12 protein-coding genes and 1 pseudogene are annotated in these 12,616 nt (G+C 41.6%); 6 read left to right on the top strand and 7 right to left on the bottom strand.

Annotated features, from left to right (window positions below; all coding sequences use genetic code 11):
* The 7 genes from JCM14822_RS06500 to JCM14822_RS06465 form a co-directional block, all read right to left on the bottom strand.
* Entirely contained in the window at positions 1-447 is a 447-nt protein-coding gene (locus tag JCM14822_RS06500; protein WP_054740738.1) for a DUF1492 domain-containing protein, read from the bottom strand.
* A complete protein-coding gene (locus JCM14822_RS06495) occupies positions 437-682 on the bottom strand; it encodes a hypothetical protein (RefSeq protein ID WP_054740736.1) in 246 nt (81 codons plus the stop codon). The genes JCM14822_RS06500 and JCM14822_RS06495 overlap by 11 nt, the downstream gene beginning before the upstream one ends.
* 74 nt (positions 683-756) lie before the next feature.
* Positions 757-2,112, bottom strand: a complete 1,356-nt coding sequence (locus JCM14822_RS06490) for a DEAD/DEAH box helicase (protein ID WP_054740734.1) — start codon at positions 2,110-2,112, stop codon at positions 757-759.
* 487 nt (positions 2,113-2,599) lie between these two features.
* Entirely contained in the window at positions 2,600-4,888 is a 2,289-nt protein-coding gene (locus JCM14822_RS06480; protein WP_054740732.1) for a phage/plasmid primase, P4 family, read from the bottom strand.
* Between the two features lie 3 nt (positions 4,889-4,891).
* Positions 4,892-5,314 carry a DUF7768 domain-containing protein gene (locus JCM14822_RS06475; protein WP_054740730.1) on the bottom strand — a complete coding sequence of 141 codons (423 nt, stop codon included), beginning with the start codon at positions 5,312-5,314 and terminating at the stop codon, positions 4,892-4,894.
* 304 nt (positions 5,315-5,618) lie between these two features.
* Positions 5,619-6,269 carry a hypothetical protein gene (locus JCM14822_RS06470; RefSeq protein ID WP_157047662.1) on the bottom strand — a complete coding sequence of 217 codons (651 nt, stop codon included), beginning with the start codon at positions 6,267-6,269 and terminating at the stop codon, positions 5,619-5,621.
* On the bottom strand, positions 6,233-6,814 hold the full coding sequence (locus tag JCM14822_RS06465; RefSeq protein ID WP_157047661.1) for a hypothetical protein: 582 nt from the start codon (positions 6,812-6,814) through the stop codon (positions 6,233-6,235). The genes JCM14822_RS06470 and JCM14822_RS06465 overlap by 37 nt, the downstream gene beginning before the upstream one ends.
* A gap of 295 nt (positions 6,815-7,109) precedes the next feature.
* On the opposite strand from JCM14822_RS06465, the gene JCM14822_RS20100 reads away from it, so the two are divergent.
* From JCM14822_RS20100 to JCM14822_RS06440, 6 genes and pseudogenes are all read left to right on the top strand, one after another.
* Entirely contained in the window at positions 7,110-7,274 is a 165-nt protein-coding gene (locus tag JCM14822_RS20100) for a hypothetical protein (protein WP_156059324.1), read from the top strand.
* The gene (locus JCM14822_RS21690; RefSeq protein ID WP_242861428.1) at positions 7,258-7,641 is read left to right on the top strand and encodes a hypothetical protein; all 384 of its coding nucleotides are present in this window, start codon (positions 7,258-7,260) and stop codon (positions 7,639-7,641) included. The genes JCM14822_RS20100 and JCM14822_RS21690 overlap by 17 nt, the downstream gene beginning before the upstream one ends.
* Positions 7,638-8,779: pseudogene (locus JCM14822_RS06455) on the top strand (DUF2800 domain-containing protein). Before JCM14822_RS21690 ends, JCM14822_RS06455 begins: the two are co-directional and overlap by 4 nt.
* A 13-nt stretch (positions 8,780-8,792) precedes the next feature.
* The gene (locus JCM14822_RS06450; protein WP_054740824.1) at positions 8,793-9,356 is read left to right on the top strand and encodes a DUF2815 family protein; all 564 of its coding nucleotides are present in this window, start codon (positions 8,793-8,795) and stop codon (positions 9,354-9,356) included.
* 99 nt (positions 9,357-9,455) lie between these two features.
* Positions 9,456-10,613 (top strand): methionine adenosyltransferase, encoded by a 1,158-nt coding sequence (gene metK, locus JCM14822_RS06445; RefSeq protein ID WP_083461304.1) that lies wholly within the window; start codon positions 9,456-9,458, stop codon positions 10,611-10,613.
* Position 10,614: 1 nt separating this feature from the next.
* Positions 10,615-12,594: a DNA polymerase gene (locus tag JCM14822_RS06440; protein WP_054740822.1), complete on the top strand. Its 1,980-nt coding sequence runs from the start codon at positions 10,615-10,617 to the stop codon at positions 12,592-12,594.
* Positions 12,595-12,616: the final 22 nt, after the last annotated feature.

Here is a 12,616-nt window from a genome sequence, read left to right as displayed (position 1 = left end):
TTAATTGCAAACCATAGCAATTTTCAAATTTATACAATTTTTTGGAAGAACCATTCTTCCGATTGCTTTGTTATGCCATCTCTGAACTGTGGTCGCATCCACATTTAGCATATCAGCTATCCTTGGCCACGAGTAATTATGGATGTAACGGTATTTAAGAACCATCTGATATTCGTTCTTGTCCACTTGGCTGATGACCTCTCGTATCTGCTGCTTTACCTCCAACAGCAAAGACATCTCGGTCATTATCTTTTCTTCCAGCTCCATCAACTTCTCAAGGGTGCGAACATATGGGGCATCGGTGTTTCTGCTTGCATTGAAATGCTCCTCAAAGCCGGGACTTGAAATTGTCTCTGCCATAAGCCTTAACTCTTCGCATTCCAATGTGTCAGATTTAATTCTCTGATCTAATAAATAGGCTTGGTTTAAAAATTCCTTAACTGTCATGACTATCATCCTCCTCATCCAGTTTTGTGATAAGGAACTCTGGGTCAATATCAGTTAATGTAGAAAACCAACGGGAACGGAAGAAATTAAGACACTCGGATTTGGTAATCTCCGCATCCTTATTCCTTCTTCCCTTCTTCAATTTTTTATTTGCATCTCTATAATCCTTAACGGCCTGCAAAATGATTTCATTCGCAAGTCTCTCGTAAGGATCTAAGTTTGAATTACTGCTCATACCAGGTTCCTCCGATTTAATAAAGTAATTTCCCACGGATTGACTCTGATTGACTCGGTGCTGTTCGCACTCATTTACAGTTCTGCTCTGACTGCATCGATTAAGGCAGACTGTGTATTGTCCTTTTGCCTTAAAGCCTTCATGACTCTTTCATCAATGCTGTCTTTTGCAATAATGTGCTGTACCACAACGGTTTTGGAACTCTGACCCTGTCTCCATAATCTCGCATTGGTCTGTTGGTAAAGTTCCAAAGACCAAGTAAGTCCAAACCACACAAGTGTTGAACCACCACTCTGAAGATTTAAGCCATGTCCTGCTGATGCCGGATGGATTAAGCCAACGGCATACTCACCTTTGTTCCATTTCTCAATACTTTCGGCACTACCGATTTTGGAATATGGAACTTTTAACTTTTCAAGCAGCTTTACGATTCTTTCCAAATCGTGCTTATACCAATAAGCCACTAATATTGGATTTCCGTTTGCAGATTCGATAATGTCCTCCAATGCATCCAATTTTCTGTCATGGATATGCATGGTATTTTCATCATCTGTATAAACGGCTCCATTTGCCATCTGTGACAGCTTATTTGAAAGTGCTGCCGCATTAGCTGCAGTTACCTCTCCTTCTGGCATCTGAATAATAAGGTCATTTTTCAGTTCATCGTATTTCTTCCTTTCCTTCTCATCGAGATACACGGGATACTCGTTTATAATGAGTTCCGGCATAGCAAGATGGTCGATGGCTTTCATGGAAATCGTAATATCTGAAATCCTTCTGTAGATTTCTTCCTCTGCACCAGGAAGTGCTTTATAGGAATACACGATATTTCCATTAAATCTGTCTGGTCTAAAAAATGCCGTTCTGTATCTTCCAATAAACTGAAATAATCTCTCACCCATATCAAGGCATCTGAATTCATAGTGAAGATCCATGAGACCGTTTGATGATGGTGTTCCTGTAAGTCCGATTACTCTCTTAAGCCTTGGTCGAAGTTTCAGAAATGCCTTTGTTCTTTGTGATGCTGCCTTGAATGAAGAAAGCTCATCAAGGACTGCCATGTCAAAATCAAGATATTTCTTATCCTGCTGTAAAAGCCAAGGAAGATTCTCTCTGTTTATAATGTAGATATCTGCATCTGCACTTAAAGCTGCCATTCTTTCTTTTGGAGTTCCAAGAACTACCGAATATTTCAGATTCTGCAAATGATCCCATTTCTTTATCTCATTCGGCCATGTACTTCTTGCCACACGAAGGGGTGCGACCACTAGCACTTTCCTTATAAGGAACTCGTCATTTATTAACTTGTCGATTGCTGTCAGTGTAATGACTGTTTTGCCAAGACCCATATCAAGGATTGCAGCTGTGATGGGATGTTCCAAAATATAGTCAATGGCATATTGCTGATAATCATGCGGATTGAATTGCATCAAGGATACCTCCTATCTGTCTGCTTCATCAAGGACATATACCTTTAATCCAAGCGCCGATATTTGCTTATGTCTGTGGAGTTGTAATTTTCTTGGTTTCTTCCCCGGAGCCTTTACTTCCACAAAGCCGACCTTCCCATCAGCATTAAAATAATGCGGTCAGGCCACCCTGCTGTGCCGGAGTTCCACTTTTCACAAAGACCTCCACGCTTCTTTGTCTCTGTCACTAATTTTCTTTCGATGTAACTTTCACGCATCGCAAACCTCCATCAAATCTTTAAAACGTGACACCCATTTCAGTCATTTCCTAAAACCCCCTTATATAAAATTTTTTATATTTTTTTCTTATATAGGACTTTTTAGATATGACTGTAATGAGTGGCACAAAACACTAATTTCAAAATAGAAAAGTTTATGAAATGACCTTCGTGAGCGTCACTTCCTCGCATTTTCCATAAAAGTTTCTTGTATTAACTGACACCGACTGTCACGAATCCAAAAAGTCCTGTCCTTCCTTAAGCTTTAGACCCACAATCATTCTGCCTGTGTTTCTTCTCTGCTTTCTGAACCCGGCTTTTTCCAAAGCACCATAAAAATCAGAGGTACTGCGGACATATTCGCCCGTCTGCATACACGCAAAACGGTACTGCTGATAAAGGTCTCCTGACTTTTCCTCAAAGGCAGGGTCCACATCGCAGTGATCCTCAATGAACTGCCCAAGCCAGTCATTGGCCTCACGATAGCGGTCTATTGCAGACTGTACCACCTTTGGCAAATCTGTATGGAAGTTCGCATCGATAGATTTCTTTGCACCTTCAATAATCCATTTCATGATGGCGGGACCTGCCTGGTCATACAGATAATCTGCATAGTTCTTAATGTCGGACTTCCCGGTAATCTTCGCATTAAATGGAATGACGATAAGTCTTCTCCAGATACCATCATCATTGGCACCAACCCTTGGAAGGTGGTTCGTATAAAGCACGAGTGTATGCGAAGGCACGAAATGGAATGGATCCTTATACTTCTTCTCTGCCTGTATCTCATCAGTGGAGCAAAGCTGTTTTACGGTAGCAGTGTTTAATCTCACACCTTCTTCCATCTCGGATGCAATGATGAGACGTTTGCCTTTAAGCTCTGCCATTTCAGGCTTTACATTTCTCTTGCATCCCATCGTAAGAGCCTCTGCCGATATCTTTCCTGCATAGCTTCCAAGCACACGGAAGATGGTATTCCAAAAGGTAGACTTACCATTGGCACCACCGCCATAAGCAATAATCATGTGTTCCTGGTACACCTTACCGATTGCAGCCATACCGACTGTCATCTGCACATACTCGATAAGTTCTTTATCTGAACAAAAGAAGGTATCAAGTGCATCACTCCAAATCTGCTCTCCCTTATCTCCCGGCGAGCAATTCGTAATCTTCGTGATGAGGTCTTCTGGATTATGTGGCAACTCTCCTGCCATTCCTTTTTCAAGGTCAAATGTGGCATATGGTGTATTAAGGAGATTAGGGTCTTTATCTAACTCCGATACATCAATGGCGAGCATTGGCTTTGCTGCATTCTGGAAATTAACGATGTTCTTGTAATTGCGATAACGCAGTACGAATTTCAAATAAGTCTGTGCGCCCATAAGAGCAAACAACAGTCCCATCGAATTATCCGGCACAGCCTTTTCGAGTTGCTTACCACCCGACTTAACATTCTCTTCAGATACACCTGCACCAAGGAGTGCTTGTTCTGCAATCTCCACCTGTTCCCTAGCATCAGCAAGCTGAAGGTCAAGAAAATCCTCTGCCGCACCAAGTGCCATCTGTCTGTCCTCTCTCCAACACTCACCATCAAAACGAAGGTAATCGGTAGCTGTTGTGTATTTAAGTTCAGAACCATATTCCTTTGCGAGAACCTTCGCTTCTCCAATATCCGAATAATCCTCTGGCTTTAATCCGGCATCAAACTCTGCGTTGAATTCTTCTGGTGGAACATAGCCTTCCTGACTCTGTATCTTCTTTGCAAATCCAACTGCACTGTTCCATATGGTTTTAAGCTCTCTGTCATCAAGAGGTGGGTCACACTTTGCTGCTCTTTCAAGAAAGAGGTCATGTGCCTTATCTGTGATTCCGAATTTCTTTAAGACCTTACCTGCGAACAAACTTAAAGTGTTATTTCTGCTACCTTCGTGAATGACACCGCCACCAGTCTGGTACTCTTCCTTTTCCACTGCCTCTTCGATGTAATCATCCTCATCGAGAGTTTCATCGATCTGAAGAAAGCCTTCATTCCAAATGATGTCATCAGCATCACAGGATGAACCGAAAAAGAATCTCGCAGCATCCATAGCGTTATCATCAAGAAATGGGAACTTCTTCTGAATTGCTCTTTTTACTGCTGCGTACATGGTCGAATCCTTGTATGGCTGACAAGGAAAATAAATATGCTGTCTTGGTTTTGCAGGCTTGCTTCCTTTAGGGAGCATATTATGACGGCTTGGAACAATGACATGATCTACATCTGCAAGCATCTCCGATAACTTCTCCGCTGTTATAAATTCAGACGGATTATCAGTGTGGTCATTGTCGTTATCCATGAAGAAGCCGTTCGCCTCCATGAAATTTTCATTACTTCTGTAATTGTTTTTGTACTTTGCACAAACGTGGTCCTTCTCGATAGCCTCAACCATTTTCTCTTTGCTATCTACTACCACTTCATGCGGATATACACAGTTACTGGGAATGCCAGTACAATCTGCCGTATATAAAATAAGTTCCATTGTTTAGTCCTCCTCGTCTTTGCTAACTTCCTGGCATTCTTCCGTAAAATAACGAATCTTCATTTTCTTCTGCTTGGCCTTATCAATCTCTGCTGCCATTCCACTAGAGATGTTCTTTCCGAATACCCATAGCTGTTCGCATCTGCCGAGGAACACCATATCCATAAAAAGTGCCAAGTCTCTTTCTGTCTTTTCAGACATGAACTGTGGCAACAATAAATGTGGTGCTAATGGAACTGCACCCTGGTCTACAGCAAAGCGGCTATAGTCTCTCGCCCTTTGTGTGTTCCCTTCGATGTCTCCTGAAAATGGAGAACAGATATAAACAAGCGGTCTCCACTTGTGAAGTTCCTTCTCTATTTCATTTACAGCCATCTGTGGTACTGGATCATAGTAGCCTTCCGAGTTGTATTTACTTATTCCCATAGGACTTCTCTCCTTTCCTCAATTAGTAAGAACCGATGGTCTTCCGACAGCTATGTATTGGAATGACCCAAAACTGCTAATTTCAGGAGAGAAATTTTGAAAAAAGGCAAAAAAATAACACCGCCATGTTTTTTGCACATAGCGATGTCATTTTTAACATTCCAAATATTCCGTTGTTATTTTTCCACACCCGATGTTGTTCCCACATAGGGATGTGGAATTCAACATCAAATAATATGATGCTCCTTTAGTAAAGCCTCTACTGTTTCATATTTCTTTTTCTTATATGAAATCTCAATCAGCTTTATATTATTATCCTTTGCATATTTTCTTTTCTCTTCATCATTCCTTTGTTGGATAGCAAACCTTCGCTCCCCACCAAATTCCTCAACTGGCATAAAGTGTTGTTCGCCTGGCATTCAATTAAAGCTATCAGCTTTTCTTCCTTATAAATGCCAAAATCAAATCGCAGTGGTGTTTCATTGTCTATTCCATATACACCTTCAGCTTCTACTTCCACTTTATAATCAACGCCATTTTTTATAAGAAGATCATTTACAATCCATTGGAATGAAGATATCGGATGACAGTCACAAGAAACTGCACTCCAATATCCGCCGTAAGCTCTATAGCCATATTCAGTCGGAGGATAAATGCCAAACTTATCACAGGTCACGAGCTTCTCTTTTCCACATACATAACATTTACAACGATACTGCTTATAGACAGTAATATCCCTATATTTCTTTTGATGCCTCTGTGTGTAATATGGAATCGGCGCACTTTCCAAAGCATCATCCACGCACTCAAACACTTCTAAAGATTCATATGTTAATCCCACATAATCAACATCGTAGTTGTCGGCATGTCTTCTTGGAATTGCTGCAATAATCTGTGCATCCTTTTCTGCCTGCTTAATCAGTTCCTTTCTTCGCTTATCATCCAAGCATCGCAATAAGCCTCTGCCGGGATAACAGCATCCTTATCATCCACAAGACATACAGACTCATCCTTCTCGTACTTTTTCCTTTTATTATAGTTAGCATTATTAGCCCTTACAGAATAGGTAAACTTTGATGAGCAGTACACAGGCTTATAACAAACCATCGGCTTAACCTGCAGTGTTTCTTCTGAATAATATCGTATTTTGCCACATTTCTTACATCGGCATTTATAATGTTTTATTTCCTTATCTTTAAGTAATCTTGCAATTGCCTCGTCAAAGTAGTCTGGTGTAATGGAATCACTAGAAACCTTAAATGAGTATGGCTTGTAAACATAAGCTACTATTGTTTCTGATTTTCCATTTCTATTACTGAACCAATTTCTGTGTTCATATCTTCCTTCTTCAGCAGCCTTAACAAACTCTGCTTTTTCTTCTTTTATATTAGAAATTCTTTCATCCATAACCTGCAAATATTCTGCGCCTTCATCAAGGACCTGCAAGCATCCGAATTTCATACCAACTGTCGCATCTATCTTTTCAACAGGAGTATCCAAAATAAGAATCACCCTCTCTTTTATTCTTCAAAAGCCTCTCCCGGCTCTTTCTTTCATTATATCGACAAGGTCATTTTATTTCATTAAAAATATGCCCTCTCATAAAAATTCAAAAATATTTTCTCTGAAATTAGCAGTTTTCCCCTTTTTCAATACATAACCCCTGAAAGCTGATAACGAAATTGCTACTGAAAAAAATTTTTCAAAAAGTTTTCTCGAAATTAGCAGTTTTATCAATTTTCAATACATAGCTGTCAGAAAGGGCAAGACCCATTCGGAAAGGAAGGTGCTGCAGATGCAGAAAGAAATGAATGTATCTGATGAGTCTCTCGACCAGGAACTACCAGACGAGGAACTCATCGACACGCTGATAGCCATAAGCGTGGTTTCAAAAAGACTGGCTCACAAGTTAAGAGTAATAAAGGAAAAAGGAGAACAAGAAGATGGATCACATGAATGAGTTTTATGAACTTCTCGATGGCATCGTTGATTGCGCCGAGAAAATTGCAAAGCTTGGCAGACTCGTCAGAGAGTTCGTGCCACAGTTTGTTGAAGTAATCCCTCAGAAGCCTGTTGCTATTGAAGCAAAGGAAACCAAGAAGACAAAGGCTATCGAGGATAACACAAAGAAGGCTGCTCCGGCAAAGAAGGAAGAAGAACCTACCTACACATTTGAAGATGTAAGGAAAGCATTCTCCGCCAAGTCACATGCCGGATTTACCACAGAGGTAAAAGCACTTATTTCAAAATATGGTGCGGCACGACTTTCTGATATTAAAGAATCTGACTACGCAGCTCTCATGGCTGACTTGGAGGTGATTGGATGAGTTCACACGCATTTCTCTCACCGTCAGCAAGCCATCGTTGGCTGAACTGTCCACCGAGTGCAAAACTGTGTGCTGCTCTTCCAGATCAGACAAGTCCTTATGCAGCACAGGGTACGGATGCTCACGAACTGTGTGCCTACCTTGTAGAGAAAGCATTAGGCAGAGATGTTAAAGACCCTACAGAATCACTTTCATACTACGATGCAGAAATGCAGACCTGTGCTGAAGGATATGCAGAATTTGTAATGCAGGAATATGAACTTGCAAAACAGACCTGCCCGGACACGGATGTTCTTATTGAACAGAAGGTGGACTTTTCAAAATGGGTCGAGGGTGGAACCGGTACAGCCGACTGTATTCTTCTTTCGGATGGCACGGCAGAAATCATTGATTACAAGCACGGTCTTGGAGTCATGGTAAGTGCTGAATCTGAAGAGTTCGGTGGAAACCCACAGCTTATGTGCTATGCACTCGGTCTGATTGATATGTTTGATGGCATCTACAACATCGATACCATTCGCATGGCTATCTATCAGCCAAGAAGAGACAACGTCAGTATCTGCCAGATGAGTAAGGATGACCTTATGAAATGGGCAGAAGAAACTCTCGCTCCTACCGCTATTCTCGCTACCAAAGGAGAAGGCGAGTTTAAGGCAGGTGACCACTGCCAGTTCTGTAAGGTAAAGGCTACCTGCAGAAAGAGAGCCGAGTACAACTTGGAAATGGCCAAGTACGATTTTGAAGTTCCTGCTACCCTTGAAGATCATGAAATCGAGGCAATTTTAATGAAGGTCGACCAGCTGACTTCATGGGCAGAGGATGTAAAGGAGTACGCACTTAACCAGGCATTGCAGGGTAAAGAGTATGAGCATTTCAAGGTTGTAGAAGGTCGCAGCAACAGAAAATACACAGACGAGAATGCTGTCGCATTTGCAGTCAAGGATGCAGGATTTGATCCTTACGAGAAGAAACTTCTCGGCATCACAGCAATGACATCACTTCTTGGAAAGAAGAAGTTTGATGAACTGCTTGGTGGTTTAACTATGAAACCACCCGGCAAACCAACTTAGTTTCAAAGTCAGACAAGCGTCCGGCTATGAAAAATACAGCACAAGAGGATTTTAATGTTAAAGAGTAAAGGAGAAATTATCATGGGAAATTTTAAGAATCCAACAAAAGTAATCACAGGTCCAAACACAACATTCAGCTACTTAAACTGCTTCGAGCCAAAGGCTATTCAGGGAGGCACACCTAAGTATTCTGTATCACTTATCATTCCAAAGTCTGACACAAAGACTATCGAGAAGATTAAGGCTGCTATTCAGGCTGCATATGAGGAAGGTCAGTCTAAGCTTAAGGGCAACGGCAAGTCCGTACCTGCTCTCTCTGTTCTTAAGACACCACTTCGTGACGGTGACGAGGAGCGTCCTGATGATGAGGCATACAGAGACAGCTACTTCATCAACGCCAACTCTGGTACAGCACCTGGTATCGTTGATGCAGACTGCAACCCTATTCTCGACAGAAACGAGATGTATTCGGGTGTCAAGGGCAGAGCTTCAATCAACATCTATGCTTACAATGTAAACGGCAATCGTGGTATTGCGTGTGGTCTCAACAACCTTCAGAAGATTTCTGATGGCACACCTCTTGGTGGCAAGTCTCGTGCAGCTGATGACTTTGCTACAGAGGACGATGAGGACTTCTTAAACTAAGCCTCTTTTTCTGGGATTAATACCCCTGAAACTTTTGAAAGTGGGTGGTGGTAAATATTCTGCCACCACCCAAAATTTATTTATTGGAGGAATTTTCAAATGAGTAGAATTTATAGTTCAGAGCAGGTATCTCGTGGTCATGTAGATAAGATTTGCGACCAGATTGCAGATGCCATTGTTACAGATTGTTTGGCACACGATAAGGACAGCCGTGTTGCCGTAGAAGTATTAATCAAGAATGATACTGTTGTTATTGCAGGAGAAATCACAACCAAACACACTCCTGACTATGCAGCTCTTGTTATGGAAGTTATGGCTAAAATCGGAATCGATAAACTTGGCTACTCTTCCATTGATGTCAGAGGTCTCATCACAAAGCAGTCTCCCGACATTGCAATGGGTGTAGATAAAGGCGGTGCAGGTGATCAAGGCATCATGTATGGCTATGCTACCAATGAAACAGCAGAGCTTCTCCCTATGCCTTTTGCTGTAGCTACAACATTCATTCAGAAACTTGAGGAATTGGACTGTCCAATGTTTATGCCGGATGCAAAAGCACAGGTATCCTACGATTATGATACTGGAAAAATCACTACTTTCCTCTGCTCCGTTCAGCATGATGCTGACGCAGATATCAAGAGTGTACGTAAAGTAATCAGAAGTCTCATGGTGCTTGTTGCATCAGAACATGGATTAAACACAGACTTCGAAATGCTCGTAAATCCAACAGGCAGATTTGTAATCGGCGGTTCCAAGGCTGACTGTGGTGTTACTGGAAGAAAACTCGCCTGCGATACCTATGGCGGAATTGCAAGAATCGGTGGAGGTGCTTTATCTGGTAAGGATCCATCAAAGGTAGACCGTTCTGCAGCTTACATGGCTCGTAAGATTGCTGTTGATTTAGTTCGTGCCGGATACTGCGATAAGTGTGAAATTCAGATTGCTTATGCTATCGGAAAAGCCAAGCCTGTATCTGTTGTGGCAGAAACCTTCGGAACTGCGTATGTATGTCCTGAATGTATCGACAGATATATCAAGGCAAATTATGACCTTACACCAAAGGGAATCATCAAGGCTCTTCATCTTCTTGATGTGGATTACAACCTCGTATCTTCTGGTGGCCACTTCGGTAAGGATATGCTTCCTTGGGAAATGGACGATGAGATGATTGATGATGTGTATGGCAATCACGAATTTGATCCTTTGGATTTTTCAGATGACGAAACACCTAAGAACAGAAAGAGAGATGTATTTTAATATGGAATCCTTATCAATCGACTTGGAAACATATTCTGATATTGACCTTAAGAAATGCGGCGTTTACAAATATGCCGAATCATCAAACTTTGAGATACTCCTCTTCGCTTATTCAGTGGACAATGGTCCTGTGCAGGTTATTGACCTTGCACAGGGCGAGGATATCCCAACAGAGATTCTTGCAGCTTTGACGGATGAGACCATAATCAAATGGGCATACAACGCTTCCTTTGAACGCATCTGTTTGTCTGTATGGCTTAGAAGAAATCATCCTGAATACTTTCAAAGCTACAGTATTTTAGAAGATACTGTCGGTGATTACCTTGACCCTAGTGCTTGGAAATGTTCACGCATCTGGGGAGCATACATGGGACTTCCATTATCACTTGAGGGTATCGGTGCCGTGCTTAAGTTGTCGGATCAGAAAATGAAAGAAGGCAAAGACTTAATTAAATATTTCTGCGTTCCTTGTAAGGCAACAAAAGTGAATGGTGGCCGAACAAGAAACCTTCCATCAGATGCCCCGGACAAATGGGATGTATTTAAGTCCTATAACAAAAGGGATGTTGAAGTTGAACTCGCAATAAAAGAAAAACTGTCAAAGTATCCTGTTCCAGAATTTATCTGGGATGAATATCATCTCGACCAGGAAATCAATGACAGAGGCATTGGTGTTGATATGCAGCTTGTGGAAAATGCGATTGATATTGATTCCAAAACAAAGGACTACCTTATGAGCCGTCTTGTAACACTGACTGGTCTTGAAAATCCAAACAGTGTACAGCAAATGAAAACATGGCTCTCTGATTATGGAATCGAAACTGAAAGTCTTGATAAAAAGGCTGTAAAGGAACTGCTATCCGATGCTGATAAGAAAATATCTGAAGTGCTTGAGTGCCGTCAGCAGCTTGCCAAATCATCTGTTAAAAAATACACTGCCATGCAGAATATGGCTTGTGATGATAATCGTGCAAGAGGGTGTTTTATGTTTTACGGTGCCAATCGTTCAGGCAGATGGGCAGGCAGAGGCATACAGCTACAGAACCTTCCACAGAACCATATGTCAGATCTTGAAGAAGCAAGAAATCTTGTAAGAGATGGAAACTTCGAGGCATTGGAATTATTATATGATAATGTTCCTGGAGTTCTCTCTGAACTCATAAGAACTGCATTTGTACCAAAGCCGGGATACAAATACATTGTTGCCGACTTCTCTGCTATCGAAGCAAGGGTGCTTTCGTTCCTCGCAGGTGAACAATGGCGTATTGATGTATTTAAGGAAGGCAAAGATATCTACTGCGCTAGTGCCAGTCAGATGTTCAAAGTTCCCGTTGAAAAACACGGTGTTAACAGCCACCTTCGTCAAAAAGGTAAAATTGCAGAATTAGCACTTGGCTATGGTGGTTCAGTCGGCGCACTCACATCAATGGGTGCAATCGAAATGGGACTTGCTGAAGAAGAACTTCAACCACTTGTAAATGCATGGAGGGACTCCAACCAGAACATCACAAATCTGTGGTGGTCAGTTGATAGTGCAGTCAAGCAGGCTGTCATATATAAATCTGCTGCCGAGACCCACGGACTCAAGTTCTATTACAAAAGTGGTATGCTCTTCATCGACTTACCATCCGGCAGAAAGCTCTGCTATGTAAAACCTCGAATGGGTGTGAATCAGTTCGGTTCTGATTCTGTTACCTACGAAGGTATCAACAATAATAAATGGACTCGCATAGAAAGTTACGGTCCAAAATTTGTCGAGAACATCGTACAGGCTATCAGCCGTGACATTCTTGCCTATGCTATGAGAACACTATCCCACTGCTTTATCTGTGGTCATGTTCATGATGAACTGATTATTGAATGTAGTAAGGATGTTTCGCTTGAAGCAATATGTGAACAGATGGGAAGAACACCACCTTGGATCAAAGGACTTCTTCTTCGAGCAGATGGTTACGAATGTGATTTTTATAAGAAAGATTAAAATATGGCACCATAGGGATGCG

The sequence above is a fragment of the Cellulosilyticum ruminicola JCM 14822 genome (genome assembly GCF_001311925.1).
Classification (GTDB): Bacteria; Bacillota; Clostridia; order Lachnospirales; family Cellulosilyticaceae; genus Cellulosilyticum; species Cellulosilyticum ruminicola.
The sequence above is the reverse complement of the archived record's forward strand: the minus strand, read 5'-3'. Positions and strand labels throughout refer to the sequence as shown.